The sequence below is a fragment of the Vibrio astriarenae genome, assembly GCF_010587385.1.
Classification (GTDB): domain Bacteria; phylum Pseudomonadota; class Gammaproteobacteria; order Enterobacterales; family Vibrionaceae; genus Vibrio; species Vibrio astriarenae.
In genome coordinates this window covers 2,976,071-2,995,014 of record NZ_CP047475.1, presented here as the reverse complement: position 1 = coordinate 2,995,014, position 18,944 = coordinate 2,976,071, and the positions used below count along the sequence as shown (strand labels likewise).

The following is an 18,944-nucleotide window of genomic DNA, read 5'->3' as shown; positions in this document are numbered from 1 at the left end:
GCAAATTCATGGCAACTCCACAGATTGATAAATTGAGAAACATCGCGATCATCGCGCACGTTGACCACGGTAAAACGACCCTAGTAGATAAGCTACTTCAACAATCAGGTACGCTAGAGTCTCGCGGCGAAGTTGAAGAGCGCGTAATGGACTCGAACGATATCGAGAAAGAGCGTGGCATTACCATTCTGGCGAAAAACACGGCCATTAACTGGAATGACTACCGTATCAACATCGTAGATACTCCAGGACACGCGGACTTCGGTGGTGAAGTAGAGCGTATTATGTCGATGGTTGATTGTGTACTACTTATCGTAGACGCAGTAGACGGTCCGATGCCTCAAACTCGTTTCGTAACACAAAAAGCATTTGCTCACGGTCTTAAGCCAATCGTTGTTATCAACAAGATTGACCGCCCGGGCGCTCGTCCTGAGTGGGTTATGGACCAAGTATTCGATCTATTCGATAACCTAGGTGCAACGGATGAACAGCTAGACTTCCAAGTGGTTTACGCTTCGGCACTTAACGGTTGGGCAACGCGCGAAGAAGGTGAAGAAGGCGAGAACATGGAACCACTGTTCCAAACTATCGTTGATGAAGTTGCTGCACCAGATGTTGACCTTGATGGTCCTCTACAGATGCAAATCTCTCAGCTAGATTACAGCTCATACCTAGGTGTTATCGGTGTTGGTCGCGTAACTCGCGGTACGATCAAGCCAAACCAACAAGTAACAGTGGTTGGCGCTGACGGTAAGACTCGCAATGGTAAAGTCGGTACAGTACAAGGCTACCTTGGCCTAGAGCGTCACGACGTTGACCAAGCTGCTGCTGGTGACATCATCGCCATCACAGGTCTTGGTGAGCTGAAAATCTCTGACACAGTATGTGCACAGGGTGACGTTGAAGCACTTCCACCACTGTCTGTTGATGAGCCAACAGTAACCATGACGTTCCAAGTAAACACGTCTCCATTCGCAGGTAAAGAAGGTAAGTACGTTACGTCACGTAACATCCTTGAGCGTCTAGAGAAAGAACTGGTTCACAACGTTGCATTGCGCGTTGAGCAAACAGACGATCCAGACAAATTCCGCGTATCAGGTCGTGGTGAGCTTCACCTATCTATCCTGATCGAGAACATGCGTCGTGAAGGCTTTGAGCTAGCAGTATCTCGTCCAGAAGTCATCATCAAAGAAGTTGATGGTCAGCTAATGGAACCGTTTGAAACGGTAACGATTGATGTTCTTGAAGAGCACCAAGGCGGTATCATGGAAAACATCGGCCTGCGTAAAGGTGAGCTGAAAGACATGGCACCAGACGGTAAAGGCCGTGTACGTATGGACTTCATCATGCCATCTCGTGGCCTGATCGGTTTCCAAACTGAATTCATGACGCTAACTTCAGGTTCTGGTCTTCTTTACCATACATACGACAGCTATGGTCCACACAAAGGTGGTCAAATCGGTCAACGTATCAACGGCGTACTGATTGCTAATGCAGCGGGTAAAGCACTGACCAACGCACTGTTTAACCTTCAAGAGCGCGGCCGTCTATTTATCGGTCACGGTGTAGAAGTTTATGAAGGCATGATCATCGGTATTCACAGCCGTGACAATGACCTAACAGTAAACGCACTGAAAGGTAAGCAGCTAACCAACGTTCGTGCATCAGGTACTGATGACGCTCAGGTTCTGACTCCGCCAATCAAGCACACTCTAGAGCAAGCTCTTGAGTTCATTGATGAAGACGAACTAGTAGAAGTAACGCCTGAAAGCATCCGTATCCGTAAGAAGTTCCTAACGGAAAGTGATCGTAAGCGTGAAGCACGTAACGCTAAGTAATTATTAATTACTTGGTAAGATTAAAAAGCCCCGAGTAGCGATGCTACTCGGGGCTTTTGTTTTTCTTGCTATAGACAGTGGTGTCATTCTGAATTCATTTCAGAATCTAGCTGAAGCGAGCGATAGACCTAAAGCCTTAATTGGCTTTTCACAAACTCAACACGCTCCTCAACGCTGCCCCAAGGCACGTCAATCACCTCAAACCCAAGTTCAACATACGTCTCACAAAGCAGTTGATGGATCTGCACTGCCTCTTCAAAACTATGCGGGCGCACCTCATCCTGCACATAAATCGAAGCCTCAGGTCGACAAACAAACACCGGTGAGTAATAGCCCTTGCTCTCGACACGATAGGCTTCATCGACCTCGCATTGACCCATCTTGAGATAACCAATAATGTCAGGAATCGCTCGATCAACAAAAGCCACTTCATACTGAGATGCGAGACGTTTTTGCTCACTCATCAAATTAAGGCACAATTTGGCAAACGCCGGTAAGTCGGTCCACGGCAAGATACCGTTGGTAAGCTGCGATTGTTCCTCTATGAGCGTGCGAGACCCTTCAGGAAAGGTTGCAAAGCCAGCATCGCCTATCGCATTAAGTAGGGTGGTTTTACCGGCTCCAGGACCGCCAGAAATAATGATAGGTGCCATATTACAGCTCAAGTAAAGAACAAAGATTTCAGAATACAGAAGTTGCAAACCTCAAGCTACCACAAACACTGCTTGACCCTTGACCCTTGACCCTTGACCCTTGACCCTTGACCCTTGACCCTTGACCCTTGACCCTTGACCCTTGACCCTTGACCCTTGACCCTTGACCCTTGACCCTTGACCCTTGACCCTTGACCCTTGACCCTTGACCCTACTGATTCAGCTTCTGCAAAAACTTATCCGACTCAGCAATCGCCGCATTCATCTGCTCAATCGCCAACTCAATGTCGCTCTCCAGGCTCATAAACTCCCCCTGCAGCGAGCCAATCGCACTCGCATTGAGGTTATGCTTCAGATACAGCGTATTATCACGAAGTGTGTCGAGTACAGGTGTCATCTTCTGCTCTGCTTTCCACATTGCCGCAAGCATCGTTTGGTAAGAGGCTTTGGTGTCACGAAGCTTTTGCTCACTCGAACGACGCAGTTTGTCGTTACTATAAAGCGCTAACTCTTGCTGCCACTCGTCGAATAGGGCATCTGAAACATCTTCAATCGCCTCAATGCGATCGCGTACGTCTTGCGCTGCCGCTTCACTGGCTTCATAGCGACTATTGATATCTTTGTAGACGCTCTCCAGTTCACCACCATCAAAGTTAGTGAGTGCTGACAATGCTTCAAGAGCACTGGTAAATTCTTGTTGAGCCTCTTGTTGTGACTCTTTGGCGTCTTCAACGCGGTCAACCATGATGTCTCGCTTGTGATAACCCACTTGCTCCATAGCGGCGTAATAGGTTGATGAACATCCGGTTAATGTCATCAAAGAGATCACAAAAGCAACGAGATAGCGCATAACGACTTCCTTTCGTTTAGAATGAGTATGTTAATAACTATAACCTAATGTTGTGTGAAGGAAAATTTCAAACTCGAATGGTCATGGAAGAATTAGTAAAGAAATACCTTAGCCCTAAGCTCATCGGTCGATTGATACCGATCTACCAGTTTTTTAATTATCTTAAAAACCGGATGTCGCATGATCGCGTCAATGTGAATGCGGGATATCTCGCTTACATTACGCTGTTGTCTATCGTGCCGATGCTGACGGTGTTGCTCTCGATTCTCTCATCGTTTGCCATTTTCTCTGGTGCGGGAGAGGCGATTCAAGACTTTGTTATCACGCATTTTGTTCCTGCAGCAGGGCAGGCGGTGAAGGAAGCGTTGGCGGAGTTTGTGGCAAATACAGGCAAGATGACTGCCGTGGGTGGTGCAGCACTTTTCGTTGCCGCCATGATGCTGATCTCTAACATCGACAAAAACTTGAACTACATCTGGCGAGTGAAGAAAAAGCGTCGCGCGATTATCTCTTTCTCGATGTATTGGATGATTTTAACTTTGGGGCCAATACTCGTTGGGGCAAGTTTGGCTGCTACTTCTTACATCACCTCACTGACGATATTGAGCCACGAGGTGGCCTCGGGCGCTTACAACCTATTACTTCGATGGCTGCCCTTTATTTTGTCGACCTCTGCATTTGTGGTGCTCTACCTCGTTGTGCCGAACAAAAAGGTACGCGTTCATCATGCTGTTATCGGTGGCATGCTAGCGGCGCTGCTGTTTGAGCTAAGTAAAAAAGCATTCGCAGCCTACATTACTCAATTTCCTTCCTACCAACTCATCTATGGCGCGCTTGCCGCTATTCCGATCTTGTTTGTGTGGGTTTATTTGTGTTGGATGATAGTGTTGCTAGGCGCAGAAGTGACTGCGGCATTAGGAGAGCGTGAACACTGGAGCCAAGGTTCTTACGTGGTAAACTCTTCGCAACAAAAAGGTGTTAAACAACAAAGAAGTACAGAGGTAACCAGTGATAGCACTGATCCAGAGAGTGAGTGAAGCCGCAGTTCGAGTTGATGGCGAAGTGGTTGGTGAGATCAATAAAGGTTTATTGGTTTTACTCGGCGTTGAAAAAGACGACGATGAAGCGAAAGCAAAACGTTTGATGGAGCGTGTGACCACTTACCGCGTTTTTGAAGACGATGCAGGTAAAATGAATCTTAATGTGCAGCAGGTTGAAGGTGAAGTATTGGTTGTTTCGCAGTTTACTTTGCCAGCAGACACCAAAAAGGGCACTCGTGCAGGCTTTTCTCGCGGTGCGCATCCAGCAGATGCCGAGCGCTTGTACGACTACTTTGCTGACCAATGTGAGTTAGTATTACCAACTCAGCGTGGGCGCTTTGCCGCTGATATGAAAGTCTCATTGATTAACGATGGACCAGTGACGTTCTGGCTCCAAGTGTAAGCCTAGGAAAACGAAACGACAGGGAAGCTATGTTTAAACTCATTACGCCAAAGACCGAAAATCAGTGGAACAAATACTATCAGTTCCGGTGGCAGATGCTACGCGAACCATGGCGCATGCCTGTTGGCTCAGAGCGTGATGAGTTTGATACCATGAGCTATCACCGTATGATCACCGACAGTCGTGGTCGTCCTATGGCAATAGGTCGCTTGTATATTACGCCAGACAATGAAGGTCAGATTCGCTTTATGGCGGTAAAGCAGAATCGCCGCAGCAAAGGCTTGGGCTCATTAGTTCTGGTGGCTTTGGAGTCACTTGCGCGTCAAGAAGGCGCTAAGCGCTTGGTGTGTAATGCTCGCGAAGATGCGATTGCCTTTTACGAGAAAAATGGTTTTGAGATGCGCGGTGAGCTGAGTAACGAGCGTGGTCCAGTACGTCACCAACAGATGGTGAAGCCGCTCGACCCGATGGCGAATGTGCTGAGAAAGCCGGAATGGTGCCAGGAGCTACAGCAGCGCTGGGAACAACAGATCCCAATCAGCGACAAGATGGGCATTAAGATCACCCAATACACCGGCTATCAGTTTGAGTGTAGTGCACAGCTCAACCCTAATCTTAACCCGCACAACACCATGTTTGCAGGCTCAGCATTTACCCTTGCAACCCTTACGGGCTGGGGGATGACTTGGTTGTTGATGAAAGAACGTAATTTGATGGCGGATATCGTGTTGGCCGACAGTCAGATTCGCTATCGCCATCCGGTGACGGAAAACCCAGTGGCCCAGACATCGCTGGATGGTATTTCAGGTGACTTGGACCGGCTGGCGACAGGTCGTAAGGCACGAATAGTGATTAGTGTGACGATATACAGCGGAAGTACCCCGTCTGTGGAGTTTGTGGGTACTTACATGTTGTTGCCGAATTATCAGGATACTTTGGACGATTAGCCGTTGTGGACAATAGCCAACGAGCTAAGTTGCACAAGTATCCGTCACCCTGAATTTATTTCAGGGTCTATGTACCGCGCGTTGAGAACCCGAATTTCTTTGGGTAGATACTGAAACAAGTTCAGCATGACGCGCTGTGGGCTGAAAGTTATGGAAGTAGATTGTATTCGCACATCACCCTGAATTCATTTCAGGGTCTATGTACCGCGCGTTGAGAACTTGAAGTTCTTTGAGTAGATACTGAAACAAGTTCAGCATGATACGCTGTGGGGTGAAAGTTATGTACGTAGCATCAGTACGTCGCCCTGAATTTATTTCAGGGTCTATGTACCGCGCGCAGAGACTCCGAATTTCTTTGAGTAGATACTGAAACAAGTTCAGCATGACGCGCTGTGGGCTGAAAGTTATGGAAGTAGGTTGTATTCGCACGTCACCCTGAATTCATTTCAGGGTCTATGCGCAGCGCTTTGAGAACTTAAATTTACTCCAAGATCTCCTCATCACAACCACTAACCTCACGTGTCTCCCCACTCAACACATCCACCCACCATTGCTCACATTCACCATTAAACTGAATCCATAGAGGCTCATCTTTAGGGTCAACCCAGTCATACTCACCGCTGAAATCTCCCTTAGAGTGAGTGCCTACTAACCGTTTAGTAGCAAACTTAACGACCCCTCGATTAAATGTGCTGTATAAACCGGACATCTCAAACGGCTGAATAGTGGTCTGCGAGTTGCCATCTTTCTCTGTATGGTGGACCAAGGCTGCCTCGCGCATCCCAATATCAATATGCCCATCCATTGAGTATCGGAGTATTTCGTTGGTCTTACTGAGGCCTTTCAGATCCCCTTGCATATCCAGCAAACCAGACAACTCAAAAGGTAGCCAATCAAATTGGTTGAAGGTGTCGATGGGTAAACTATCAACAGTGAAGTCGAGTTGCCAAGGCAGACTATCTCCAGAAAGCTGTCTCACACCCGTTGCATCCACATACCCATGCTCGAGGGGAATAAACAACCGATTGAGTCGCCACTCGTTTTTATCGACATGGGTTTCAATGATCCCTTGCGTTGTGATGATGTCATCATAGCTCGCACTATTGATAGAGAGCTCTAGCTCACCTTGCCATAGTCCCCACTGTTCAGCGCGTTTTACTATGAGCTGTGCACCTTTCGCATTTACTCCTGAGGCTTGCCAGAAGGGTTCACTCTCAACTTGCAAGATTTGACTGCGTGCAATAATCAAATCATCAATGGTTATCTCTCTGAATAAATTAGATTTATTTCTCATTTCTTGCAGCTGTTGTAAGGTGTCATCCAGCAACTTCACCCCTGACATGTGCAGCTTTTTGAGCTTTAGACTTGCCGGTGTCCAAAGCCCTGACACCTGTAATCGACCCTGCCAAAGGTCACTATCCCACTCTTCAATCTCTAATTGGTTAGGGGCTAAATTTACCTTAGCTTTTGGTGCTATAAATGAAAAATCACCATAAGAGATTGAATCCGCATCAAAAGAGAAATAGCCGCGATCTTGTTGCCATATCTCTCGATCTAACTGGATCTCTTCGATCGAAAGATTCAAGTTTTCCACCTGCCAGATCTCGGTGGATATTTGGCTGTTAATCAGATCTAAACTATTAATATGATTAACTTTAAATCTATCCAACAGCTCGGTGTGTAGCTCATTGATTTGTTGCTCTTCAAGACCAATATCCAGTTGTCCGATGGTGACATTAATCAGTGACCAAAAATCATTAATCAGCTCAGCTTGTCCACTGAACTTGGCACCGTTCCAATTAAATGAGGCGCCGTAGACGGTACTCTTTTCTGGCTGGTGGACGACGTTAAGAAGGGCGTCATCCAAGGCTTCTCCTTCGATATAGACTTGCTCGGCCTTAAATTGAATATCGCCATAGGGAAGTCGTTGCTCGGTGCTGAGCCAGCGTGGGGAAGCGATTTGTATGCTCGCATCACGCAATATCCAGCCATCAAGCTCCATATCCACATGCTGCAGCGCAAGTTGGTGAAACTTAATGTGTTCAAGAAACGTGGAGTTGAAGACTGGGAGTGAGCGCAGGTGCTGTTGATCATTAAGCTGAACGCCCTCAATCAATACACTATCAATAATGATTTGGTTGTCATAGATAATGCCGGGGTTTAACCAAACGGTCGCAGAAGGTAAATATAGGTCGTTCTTTTCACTCGACAGGCCCTCCACTTGCAGCTTATAGGGCGGCGTATAATCGACGCGTTCAACGCTGAGCTGATAGGGCTCTAGGAAAGCATTGACCAAGCGAGTTTTCTGCTCGACAGGAAGCCACCATAACACCGCAATACTCGTTGCAACGAGAAGTAATAAGGTGATGACAACAATGGCTAGCCACTTCTTCATTCACGGCATCCTTGTGTGATTAACGGCTGAGTTGATAGCACATGCTATAGCTTGGAACAGTTTAATCATGACGGCAACAAAAAAAGCCCTTCAAAAGAAGGGCTTGTAAGCTAGTTATCAGTTTTTATTAGAATCAATCGAGTTGTGGACCAGCCGCAACCAGTGATTTGCCTTCGTCGTTGTCAGTGTATTGAACAAAGTTATTGATAAAGCGCTGTGCGAGATCTTCCGCTTTGCTTTCCCACTGTAGTGGGTCTACATAGGTTTCACGTGGATCTAGGATGTCTTTATCAACACCAGGAAGATCCAATGGAACTTCAAGGTTGAAGATTGGGATTTGCTGAGTTTCAGCGTCATCAATTGAGCCATTAAGGATAGCGTCAATGATACCGCGTGTATCTTGGATAGAGATACGTTTACCCGTGCCATTCCAGCCTGTATTGACTAGGTAAGCCTCTGCTCCAGCGGCTTCCATACGTTTCACTAGCACTTCTGCATATTGCGTTGGGTGCAGCGTCAAGAACGCAGCGCCGAATGCGGCAGAGAAGGTGGGTGTTGGCTCAGTAATGCCACGTTCTGTACCTGCCAGTTTAGCGGTAAAGCCTGATAGGAAGTGGTACTTGGTTTGCTCAGGAGTGAGCTTCGCCACAGGTGGTAAGACACCAAATGCATCTGCTGTTAAGAAAATAACCTTCTGAGCATGCCCAGCTTTAGACACCGGTTTAACGATATTGTCGATATGATGGATTGGGTAAGAAACACGAGTGTTCTCTGTTTTCGAACCATCATCGAAATCGATAGAGCCATCGTTACGCACGGTGACATTCTCGAGTAGAGCGTCACGGCGGATAGCGTTATAAATATCTGGCTCAGCTTCTTTAGATAGACGAATCGTCTTCGCGTAACAGCCACCTTCAAAATTGAAGATACCGTCGTCGTCCCAACCGTGTTCATCATCACCAATAAGCTGGCGTTTTGGATCCGTCGATAGCGTGGTTTTACCTGTGCCCGATAGGCCGAAGAATACCGCGACATCGCCCTCTTCACCGACGTTTGCCGAGCAGTGCATTGATGCAATACCTTTCAATGGCAACAGGTAGTTCATCATCGCGAACATGCCTTTTTTCATCTCACCGCCGTACCAAGTACCGCCGATAATCTGCATGCGCTCTGTTAAGTTGAAGGCAATGAAGTTTTCAGAGTTCAGACCATGCTCTTGCCACTTCGGATTGGTTGTCTTCGCGCCGTTCATGACAACAAAGTCAGGCTCGAAGTTTTGCAGCTCTGCTTCTGTTGGGCGAATAAACATATTTTTAACAAAGTGAGCCTGCCAAGCCACTTCTGTAATGATACGCACACTTAGGCGAGTATCTGGGTTTGCACCACAGTAACCGTCGATAACGAACAGGCGTTGACCTGATAGTTCTTCAGTCACCAGTTGTTTTAGATCACGCCAGACCTCTGTTGAGATTGGCTTATTATCATTCTTACCTTGATCTGACCACCACATGGTATCGCGCGTTGAATCGTCTTTGACAATGTATTTGTCTTTCGGCGAACGCCCGGTAAAGATACCCGTGTCGACAGCAACAGCGCCTAATTCAGTCACTGTGCCTTTTTCAAAACCTTCTAATTCTGGGCGAGTTTCCTCTGCGAACAGCTGGTCGTAACTGGGATTGCGAACAATCTCTTTAACGCCAACAAGTCCGTATTTGGAAAGATCGAGTGTTGCAGCCTTTGTATGTTCCATAACAGTCATAGGTGCTCCTTTTAAGAAGTGTAGGGATTTTGTAAGAGTGTTTTTATTTTAATCTGTCCACCATGCTAGCAACGCGACGGGGTTAAAACAGGGAGATAGCTCAAAAATTATCCACCAATTTTTTGTGGTTTTTGTGCCTACATCACAAGCTGGTTGAAATATTCTATCGTTAACTGAAAGGTTTGCGCTATAGGTCTATTATTAATAAATTGTAAAAATAAAGTTAAATTAAATTGTGATGCAGGCAGGGGTTTTCATGAACTGCAGGCATAAAAAAGACCAGCCATAAGGCTGGTCTAGTACGTATTTTATGTGCTTTATTGTTAGAGCAAATTAATGGATGGTGTCGCTACCTTTACCACCCGTTGCTTCAGCGAAAAGTTCTGCTACTTGAGCTGAATCAAAGGAGTAATTGCTGCCACAGTAGTCACAGTGAAGAGCGATACTCCCTTCCGTTGCTAGGATGTCATCTACTTCAGCGCGATCTAACGTTACGATCGCAGAGCCGCTACGCTCACGAGAACAACCACAGAAGAACTCAACTGGCTGAGGTTCAAACAGACGAACCTTCTCTTGGTTGTATAGACGATATAGTAGCTCTTGCGCTTCAAGAGTGAATAACTCTTCGTCTTTTACTGTGTTAGTCAGCTGTTCTAGGTGCTCGAAGTCATCTGGTGTGCCTGTTCCGTCTGGCATTACCTGAATCAGCATACCAGCAGCGTGCGCTTTGCCTTCTAGCTCGCCAGTGCGAATCCAAAGACGCGTCTTTAGCTGCTCAGAGTTTGCGAAGTAGTTTTCGATCACTTCTGTTAGGTTGTCACCCTCTAGGCCCACCACACCTTGGTAGCGCTCGCCTTTTTTCGGGTCGATGGTGATCACTAGGTAACCTTTACCCATCATGTCATGCAGGCTTGCGTCATCCGCAATATCGCCTTCCCAGCGCGCGACACCACGCACTTTCTGATCGTGGTCACCGTTAATCACAGCCAGAGAGACAGGGCCATCACCTTGAAGCTGGATAGTGATAGAGCCTTCAAACTTCAGCGTCGCTGTCAGTAGAGTGGTTGAAACCAGTAGCTCACCCAATAGCGTTTTTAGTGGCGCTGGGTATTCCTTGCTAGAGATAATCTGTTGGTATGCATCATCCATTTGTACCAACTCGCCACGTACAGAAAGGTCTTCAAATAGGTAGCGATTTAAAACATTGTTTGCCATAGAAGGAAGCTCCAGCTTATTGGTGTTTAAACTTAATGATATCGCGACGCTGCTTTTTATCAGGGCGTCGGTCAGGGCTCGGGTTGTGTGCGTGTAGCTTACGCTGCATTGCGTTACTTTCACGTTTTTCGACACTCTCCGAGGTTTCGCTGTACAGCGTTTGCGCTTCAGGCGCGCCGCGACGTTGGTCAGAGATACGTTCAATCACGACAGTTTTCTCTTCGTGACCTTGGCGCAAGGCAATAGTGGCTCCCACTTCAACAACCTTACTTGGTTTGCTGCGTTGACCATTGTAGTGCACTTTACCACCATCGATCATATTGCGAGCGATTGAGCGTGTCTTGTAAAAGCGGGCTGCCCACAGCCATTTGTCGAGACGTACTGCTTGTTCACTTTGGTCGTTGCGTGTGTTGTTGGAACCCATATTGGCTTGTTTTCTCCTACCATTAATTTATGAATCACACACACAATGGTAGCGCGGTCGCACTTTTTCAAGGTGTAATGGTTTGTAAAGAACAAAAAAGCGTTTGAAGTTTGCGTATATGATATAGTGAAATATTTAGTATCTATAATACCGCTCCAATTTAATTGTAATAAGGACATGGGTTTGGCGACAAATGCCTTCAATTTGACTCGTTTTGATGGACAGTCATTACTGAATCTTCTTAAACAGCATCAGCAGCGCATGAGTATGCTGCTCGTTATTATTTTGCTGTCTGCTTCGGCCTGGTTGTTAGGCAAGATGGTTTGGATGCTACTAGAGCCAGAAACGGAGATAACCCCATGGCGTGCAGGGCAGGTTTCAACCAGCGGCGACTCTAATCTTTCTTCTATCGATCTCTCTGATGTACATAACGCCCATTGGTTCGGTCGTTACCAAGCGGATGCGGCTCCAGTCGAGCGCCAGCAGCCAGTGGTCACTGATGCGCCGAAAACCAAACTTAACCTAACTCTTGTTGGCGTTGTGGCGAGCAGTAACGGTAATAAGAGCCTTGCGGTTATTGCCAACCGCGGTCAACAAGCCACCTATGGTTTGGATGAGGTTATTGAAGGCACTCGCGCGAAACTTAAAGCGGTATTAGTAGATCGCGTCATCATCGAAAATGCAGGCCGTGATGAAACATTAATGCTCGACGGGATAGATTACGCAAAACGTTCACAATCTCCTGCTGCAAATCCTGTACAATCTCGCCAAGCTGCTGCACCAGAGCCAGATTCCGGCCGTTTGGAGCAGATTCAACAGGAAATTTCGCAAGATCCGCAACAACTCTTCCAATATGTTCGCATGTCGCAGGTGAAACGCGATGGCGATGTCGTGGGTTATCGCTTGAGTCCAGGCAAGGACCGAGAACTATTTGAGTCGATTGGTTTGCAAAATGGCGATATTGCCACGCAACTCAATGGACAAGACCTAACCGATCCAGCGGCGATGGGTCAAATTTTTCAAGATATCGGCAATTTATCCGAGTTGAGCCTCACGGTAGAGCGTGATGGCCAGCCGTACGATGTCTATATACAGTTTTAAACCCTGAGTCAGCAACCGCTCAGATCTAGGAGTACACCGTGAAGCATTGGCTTAAGAAAAGTGCTTGGCTACTGGCAGGAAGCTTGTTAACAACAACGCCCGTTCTAGCTGAAGACTTTAGTGCAAGTTTTAAAGGCACTGACATACAAGAGTTCATCAATATAGTAGGTCGCAACCTTGAGAAAACCATTATTGTCGACCCTTCTGTTCGAGGTAAGGTGGACGTACGTAGCTACGATATGTTGACAGAAGAGCAGTACTACAGCTTCTTCTTGAACGTATTGGAGGTTTATGGCTTTGCTGTTGTCGAGATGGACAACGGTATTCTAAAGGTCATTAAGGCTAAAGATGCGAAAACCTCGGCCATCCCGGTTGTCGGTGATGACAGTGCCGCCGGTGATAGCGTCGTGACACGCGTTGTTGCAGTACGTAATGTTTCAGTGCGTGAACTTTCTCCTTTGCTGCGTCAGCTAAACGATAATGCAGGTGCGGGTAACGTGGTTCACTACGATCCTGCAAACATCATCTTGATTACGGGCCGCGCCGCGGTAGTAAACCGCCTGGCTGAAATCATCAAGCGAGTAGACCAAGCGGGCGACAAAGAGATTGAAATTGTTGACCTTAAAAACGCATCCGCTGCCGAAATGGTGCGTATCGTTGAAGCGTTGAATAAAACCACCGATGCGAAAAACACGCCACCGAACATGCAGCCAAAGCTGGTGGCGGATGATCGTACTAACTCGATTCTTATCTCTGGCGATCCTAAAGTCCGCGCGCAGCTAAAGCGCCTTATTAAGCAGCTTGATATTGAGATGGCAAGCAAAGGTAATAACCGCGTGGTTTACCTCAAGTATGCTAAAGCAGAAGAGCTTGTGGATGTCCTGCGTGGCGTCTCTGATAACCTTCAAGCAGAAAAATCTGCAGGTCAAGGTAGCAGCTCTTCAAGTGCGCGTGGTGAAGTGACGATTGCCGCTCACCCTCACACCAATGCATTGGTAATGACTGCGCCGCCAGATATCATGAACGCACTGCAAGAGGTTGTTGCTCAACTAGATATTCGTCGTGCTCAAGTTTTGATTGAAGCCCTGATTGTTGAAATGTCAGAAGGTGATGGCATCAACCTTGGTGTGCAATGGGGTAACCTAGAAACCGGCGCCATGATTCAATATGGCAACACGGGTGCATCTATTGGTAGTGTGATGGTGGGTCTAGAGGAAGCGAAAGATACAACAACGATCGACTATACCTTTGACTCAGACGGTAACCCTGTTCAAATCGAAAAAACAAACCCAGGCGACTACACCACTCTGGCTGCTGCATTGTCAGGCGTCAATGGTGCTGCAATGAGTATTGTTATGGGGGATTGGACAGCCCTGATTAGTGCCGTTTCATCCGATTCTCACTCTAACATTCTATCTTCTCCAAGCATCACAGTGATGGATAATGGCGAAGCGTCGTTTATTGTTGGTGAAGAGGTTCCGGTTGTGACCGGTTCTACTGCTGGCTCCAACAACGACAACCCATTCCAAACCGTCGATCGAAAGGAAGTGGGTATTAAGCTCAAGGTTGTACCTCAAATCAATGAAGGTAACTCGGTTCAGCTCAACATTGAGCAAGAAGTGTCAAACGTACTGGGTGCCAATGGCGCCGTCGATGTGCGCTTTGCTAAGCGTCAAATCAATACCTCAGTCATGGTCGATGATGGCCAAATGATTGTATTGGGTGGTTTGATTGATGAGCGAGCACTAGAGAGTGAGTCAAAAGTACCACTACTTGGCGATATTCCTTACCTTGGCCAACTGTTTAAATCGACCAGCACGCAAACAGAGAAACGTAACCTAATGGTGTTTATCAAACCAACCATTATCCGTGACGGTATGACAGCTGATGGTATCTCTCAGCGCAAGTACAACTACATCCGTGCAGAGCAACTACTGAAAGCAGAACAAGGCTTGAAGCTGATGGATGATGAGCATATTCCTGTTCTTCCAGAGTTCAATCAGCCTCGACAACATGCACCAGAGCTGCAAGCTCTGATCGATCAAATGGAAGCGAAGTAATGGAAGCAGAGGTTATTCATCACCGCCTGCCGTTTAGCTTTGCCAACCGTTTTCAAATGGTGTTGGAGCATGGCGAAGAGGGTAGTGTTCTCTACCATTTAGAGCCAATCTCAATGAGCGCGTTGCTGGAAGTGCAGCGCGTGTCACCACGCGCCTTTACTCTGCAATCGATGAGTAAAGAAGCCTTTGATACCAAACTGACCCAAGTCTACCAACGTGACTCGAGCGAAGCGCGTCAGTTGATGGAAGACATTGGTGCCGACAGTGATGACTTCTTCTCACTGGCAGAAGAACTGCCACAAGATGAAGACTTGCTCGAATCAGAAGACGATGCACCGATCATCAAATTGATTAACGCCATGCTCAGTGAGGCGATCAAAGAGGGTGCGTCGGATATTCATATCGAAACCTTCGAGAAATCTCTGTCGATACGCTTCCGTGTCGATGGGGTACTGCGCGATATCTTAGCGCCGAGCCGCAAGCTTGCGCCGCTACTCGTATCACGTGTGAAGGTGATGGCGAAACTCGATATTGCAGAGAAACGCGTGCCGCAAGATGGTCGTATCTCACTGCGTATCGGTGGCCGCGCCGTCGATGTGCGTGTCTCCACTATGCCATCTTCACACGGTGAGCGTGTGGTAATGCGTCTTCTTGATAAAAACGCGACCCGTCTCGACCTTCATAGTTTGGGCATGACACCTGCGACACACGAAAACTTCCGCAATATCATCGGCCGTCCACACGGCATTATCCTAGTTACAGGCCCAACGGGTTCTGGTAAATCAACCACCTTGTATGCGGGCCTACAAGAGCTCGATAGCAGCGAAAGTAATATCTTAACGGTTGAAGACCCAATCGAATTCGATATCGATGGTATCGGTCAAACTCAGGTTAACCCTAAAGTGGATATGACCTTCGCTCGTGGTTTGCGTGCGATTTTGCGTCAAGACCCAGATGTGGTGATGGTGGGTGAAATCCGTGACTTGGAAACTGCGCAAATTGGTGTTCAAGCCTCACTGACCGGTCACTTGGTGATGTCGACTCTGCACACCAACACTGCGGTGGGTGCGATTACTCGTCTGCGTGATATGGGCATTGAGCCATTCCTCATCTCATCTTCCTTACTTGGCGTTCTTGCGCAGCGTCTGGTTCGTACTCTGTGCAACGACTGTAAGACCCCTTATCAGGCAGACAATGAGCAGAAGAAATGGTTTGGCGTGCCAGCAGAGGAAGAGCTGACCCTTTACCGCCCGAATGGTTGCGAACACTGTAACAACAAGGGCTATCGCGGTCGTACCGGTATCCACGAGTTATTGTTGGTGGATGAGCAGGTTCAGGAGTTGATCCACAGTGAAGCGGGTGAGCAATCGATTGAAAAATGCGTTCGTCAACATACCCCAAGTATTCGCCAGGACGGTTTGAATAAAGTACTTCAAGGGAAGACGTCGCTTGAAGAAGTGCTGCGTGTCACTAAGGAAGGCTAATGGCAGCGTTTGAATACAAGGCACTGGATGCGAAAGGCAAACAGAAAAAAGGCATTATCGAAGGCGACAATGCCCGTCAGGTGCGTGCTCGTCTCAAAGAGCAGGGCTTAATCCCGGTTGAAGTTGCCGAAACGCGCGGCAAGTCGAGCAAGTCATCGTCAGCCAAAAAGCCAGCATTTCAGCGTGGTATCAGCACGCCTGATCTTGCGCTGATCACTCGCCAGCTTTCGACGCTGGTGCAATCGGGTATGCCGTTGGAAGAATGTCTTAAGGCGGTGTCTGAACAATCAGAAAAGCCGCGCATTCGAAACATGCTAGCGGCAGTACGCTCAAAGGTCACCGAAGGTTATACCTTAGCTGACAGCTTGGCCGATTACCCACATATTTTTGATGAGCTGTTCCGCTCAATGGTGGCAGCCGGTGAAAAATCAGGCCATTTGGATGCGGTGTTAGAGCGATTAGCGGACTATGCTGAGAACCGTCAGAAGATGCGCTCTAAGCTCCAGCAAGCGCTGATTTACCCAGTGGTGCTTGTGGTCTTTGCCATCGGTATCGTTGCCTTTTTGCTTGCGGCGGTTGTGCCAGAGATTGTTGGTCAGTTTATCCAGATGGGGCAAGATTTGCCTGCATCGACCGAGTTCTTATTGGCATCAAGTGACTTTGTCAAAGAGTGGGGCGTTGCCATTTTAGTCGCCATTATTGTGCTGGTTTATCTCACCAAGCTTGCTCTATCGAAACCCAACATACGCCTAGCATGGGATAAACGTATAGTTTCAATGCCGATGGCAGGCCGAATCAGCAAAGGCCTGAATACCGCACGATTTGCTCGTACCCTGTCGATTTGTACATCCAGTGCAATTCCAATCCTTGAGGGGATGAAAGTCGCCGTCGATGTTATGTCTAACCACTTTATTAAACAGCAAGTCACTATTGCGTCGGATAATGTGCGTGAGGGTGCGAGCCTGCGTAAAGCACTCGACCAGACCAAGCTGTTCCCGCCGATGATGTTACACATGATTGCCAGTGGTGAGCAAAGTGGTCAGTTGGAGTCGATGTTGACGCGAGCGGCGGATACGCAAGATGCGAACTTTGAGTCCACAGTCAACATTGCCCTTGGGATATTTACCCCCGTATTGATTGCCCTGATGGCAGGGTTGGTGTTGTTCATCGTGATGGCAACCATGATGCCAATTCTAGAAATGAACAACCTAATGAGCGGCTAACGATTTTTCTCTTTCCGTTTTGTGGGAAGAATTTTGAATTTCCAGACCTATCTCAGGTCTTGATAGTGTTGTTTTTGGAGAAAAAAATGAGAAACAAACTAAAGAAACAATCAGGCTTTACCCTACTAGAGGTAATGGTGGTTGTGGTTATCCTAGGTATCTTGGCAAGCTTTGTTGTGCCAAACCTACTTGGTAACAAAGAGAAAGCAGACCAACAGAAAGCGATCACTGACATCGTTGCACTGGAGAACGCTCTTGATATGTACAAGCTAGATAATAGCGTGTACCCAACAACAGACCAAGGCCTAGAAGCGCTAGTGACTAAGCCAAGCAACCCTGAGCCACGCAACTACCGTGACAATGGCTACATTCGTCGTCTACCAAAAGACCCATGGGGTAATGATTACCAATACCTAAGCCCTGGCGATAACGGCACGATTGATATCTTCACTTTAGGTGCAGATGGTCAAGAAGGTGGCGAAGGTGCTGCGGCCGATATCGGTAACTGGAATCTACAAGATTTCCAATAAATTGATTATTTGGGGTAAGTCTTTACTTACCCCAACCTTCAGAGTGTGATTGTGTTTTTTGCCTCAAATCCGAGTAAGTTGAATCGCCATAATGGCTTTACACTACTAGAGCTGCTTCTTGTATTAGTGCTGGTTTCTGTCAGTGCGGTTGCTGTCATCTCTACCTTTGTCAGCTCAACGGAAGATCAAGCGAAAGAAGAGAGTCAGCGCCTGTTTCTGCAGCTACAGCTGCTCAATGACGAAGCGTTGCTCAGTGGGCAAAACTACGGCCTGCGCATAGACGAAAAACAGAATCGCATTCACCTAATGTCTTTGGGTGATGATGGCTGGAAAGCGATGGAGCTTGATGGCATGGCGAATGAAATTACTCTGCCAGAGAGTTTGATGATGGAGATGACTCTTGGTGGTGATGTTTGGTCAAACAACGATAGCCTGTTCAATCCTGGCTCCTTGTTTGATGAAGATATGTTTGCAGATGTTGAAAAGGATCGCAAACCACGCCCACCACAGATCTTTATTTTGTCCAGTGGTGAGATTACGCCTTTCAGCCTGCATGTGCTTGCCAACAATGAGCCGGTCAATGATGACAACTGGCGAATTATTGTGGCGGAAAACGGTGTGATTCATCGATTGGCACCAGGTGAAGCTGCGCCGGGAGATGAACGATGAAACGTAAATCTTCGGGCATGACCTTATTAGAAGTGCTGGTGGCATTGACGATATTTGCCACGGCCGCCATTGCGGTTATTCGTTCGGTCAGCCAGCACATTAATACATTGAGCTATTTAGAAGAGAAAACCTTTGCTGCGATGGTGGTGGATAACCAGATGGCGAAGGTGATGCTAGAGCCAAGCAAGCTCAAAGCGCAAAAAGGCACAGAAGAGCTGGCAGGGCGAACCTGGTATTGGCAGGTTGCACCCGTAAAGACGTCAGATAATTTACTCAAAGCATTTGATGTCAGTGTTGCAGCCAACAAAGACAGCTCACCAGTCGTTACGGTGCGAAGCTATGTCCCGTAAAGT

The 18,944-nt window shown here is 47.4% G+C and carries 17 protein-coding genes; 11 read left to right on the top strand and 6 right to left on the bottom strand.

The window, feature by feature from the left end:
- Nucleotides 1-8 precede the first annotated feature (8 nt).
- Nucleotides 9-1,838 (top strand): translational GTPase TypA, encoded by a 1,830-nt coding sequence (typA, locus tag GT360_RS13885; RefSeq protein WP_164649417.1) that lies wholly within the window; start codon nt 9-11, stop codon nt 1,836-1,838.
- Nucleotides 1,839-1,966: 128 nt separating this feature from the next.
- On the opposite strand, the gene GT360_RS13880 is transcribed toward typA, so the two are convergent.
- Nucleotides 1,967-2,491 carry an AAA family ATPase gene (locus tag GT360_RS13880; protein WP_164649416.1) on the bottom strand — a complete coding sequence of 175 codons (525 nt, stop codon included), beginning with the start codon at nt 2,489-2,491 and terminating at the stop codon, nt 1,967-1,969.
- A gap of 211 nt (nt 2,492-2,702) precedes the next feature.
- Nucleotides 2,703-3,341: a DUF2959 domain-containing protein gene (locus GT360_RS13875; RefSeq protein ID WP_164649415.1), complete on the bottom strand. Its 639-nt coding sequence runs from the start codon at nt 3,339-3,341 to the stop codon at nt 2,703-2,705.
- Nucleotides 3,342-3,514: 173 nt separating this feature from the next.
- On the opposite strand from GT360_RS13875, the gene GT360_RS13870 reads away from it, so the two are divergent.
- From GT360_RS13870 to GT360_RS13860, 3 genes are read left to right on the top strand one after another with little or no spacing between them, the layout of a single operon-like run.
- Entirely contained in the window at nt 3,515-4,378 is an 864-nt protein-coding gene (locus GT360_RS13870; RefSeq protein WP_239502638.1) for a virulence factor BrkB family protein, read from the top strand.
- Complete coding sequence (dtd, locus tag GT360_RS13865; RefSeq protein WP_164649413.1) at nt 4,350-4,784, top strand: D-aminoacyl-tRNA deacylase; 435 nt, start codon at nt 4,350-4,352, stop codon at nt 4,782-4,784. Before GT360_RS13870 ends, dtd begins: the two co-directional genes overlap by 29 nt.
- Nucleotides 4,785-4,813: 29 nt before the next feature.
- On the top strand, nt 4,814-5,731 hold the full coding sequence (locus tag GT360_RS13860) for a bifunctional GNAT family N-acetyltransferase/hotdog fold thioesterase (protein ID WP_164649412.1): 918 nt from the start codon (nt 4,814-4,816) through the stop codon (nt 5,729-5,731).
- 481 nt (nt 5,732-6,212) lie between these two features.
- Here GT360_RS13860 and GT360_RS13855 read toward each other — a convergent pair whose 3' ends face one another.
- The 4 genes from GT360_RS13855 to hslR all read right to left on the bottom strand — a co-directional run bounded on the left by GT360_RS13855 (nt 6,213) and on the right by hslR (nt 11,524).
- Entirely contained in the window at nt 6,213-8,126 is a 1,914-nt protein-coding gene (locus GT360_RS13855; protein ID WP_164649411.1) for an AsmA family protein, read from the bottom strand.
- 133 nt (nt 8,127-8,259) lie between these two features.
- Entirely contained in the window at nt 8,260-9,885 is a 1,626-nt protein-coding gene (gene pckA / locus GT360_RS13850; protein WP_164649410.1) for a phosphoenolpyruvate carboxykinase (ATP), read from the bottom strand.
- A gap of 333 nt (nt 9,886-10,218) precedes the next feature.
- Nucleotides 10,219-11,100 carry an Hsp33 family molecular chaperone HslO gene (hslO, locus tag GT360_RS13845; RefSeq protein ID WP_164649409.1) on the bottom strand — a complete coding sequence of 294 codons (882 nt, stop codon included), beginning with the start codon at nt 11,098-11,100 and terminating at the stop codon, nt 10,219-10,221.
- Between the two features lie 16 nt (nt 11,101-11,116).
- The gene (gene hslR, locus GT360_RS13840) at nt 11,117-11,524 is read right to left on the bottom strand and encodes a ribosome-associated heat shock protein Hsp15 (RefSeq protein WP_164649408.1); all 408 of its coding nucleotides are present in this window, start codon (nt 11,522-11,524) and stop codon (nt 11,117-11,119) included.
- Nucleotides 11,525-11,785: 261 nt separating this feature from the next.
- Here hslR and gspC point away from each other — a divergent pair, with 261 nt between their 5' ends.
- The 7 genes from gspC (at nt 11,786) to gspI (ending at nt 18,941) form a co-directional block, all read left to right on the top strand.
- Nucleotides 11,786-12,625 (top strand): type II secretion system protein GspC, encoded by an 840-nt coding sequence (gene gspC, locus GT360_RS13835; protein ID WP_239502637.1) that lies wholly within the window; start codon nt 11,786-11,788, stop codon nt 12,623-12,625.
- A 38-nt stretch (nt 12,626-12,663) separates the two neighbouring features.
- On the top strand, nt 12,664-14,685 hold the full coding sequence (gene gspD, locus GT360_RS13830; protein ID WP_164649406.1) for a type II secretion system secretin GspD: 2,022 nt from the start codon (nt 12,664-12,666) through the stop codon (nt 14,683-14,685).
- On the top strand, nt 14,685-16,169 hold the full coding sequence (gene gspE, locus GT360_RS13825) for a type II secretion system ATPase GspE (RefSeq protein WP_164649405.1): 1,485 nt from the start codon (nt 14,685-14,687) through the stop codon (nt 16,167-16,169). The genes gspD and gspE overlap by 1 nt, the downstream gene beginning before the upstream one ends.
- The gene (gspF, locus tag GT360_RS13820) at nt 16,169-17,392 is read left to right on the top strand and encodes a type II secretion system inner membrane protein GspF (RefSeq protein WP_164649404.1); all 1,224 of its coding nucleotides are present in this window, start codon (nt 16,169-16,171) and stop codon (nt 17,390-17,392) included. Before gspE ends, gspF begins: the two co-directional genes overlap by 1 nt.
- Before the next feature lie 86 nt (nt 17,393-17,478).
- Nucleotides 17,479-17,922 carry a type II secretion system major pseudopilin GspG gene (gspG, locus tag GT360_RS13815; protein WP_164649403.1) on the top strand — a complete coding sequence of 148 codons (444 nt, stop codon included), beginning with the start codon at nt 17,479-17,481 and terminating at the stop codon, nt 17,920-17,922.
- A gap of 78 nt (nt 17,923-18,000) precedes the next feature.
- Nucleotides 18,001-18,591, top strand: coding sequence for a type II secretion system minor pseudopilin GspH (gspH, locus tag GT360_RS13810; RefSeq protein ID WP_164649673.1), 591 nt, complete (start codon nt 18,001-18,003; stop codon nt 18,589-18,591).
- The gene (gspI, locus tag GT360_RS13805; protein ID WP_164649402.1) at nt 18,588-18,941 is read left to right on the top strand and encodes a type II secretion system minor pseudopilin GspI; all 354 of its coding nucleotides are present in this window, start codon (nt 18,588-18,590) and stop codon (nt 18,939-18,941) included. The genes gspH and gspI overlap by 4 nt, the downstream gene beginning before the upstream one ends.
- The last annotated feature ends 3 nt before the right edge of the window (nt 18,942-18,944 follow it).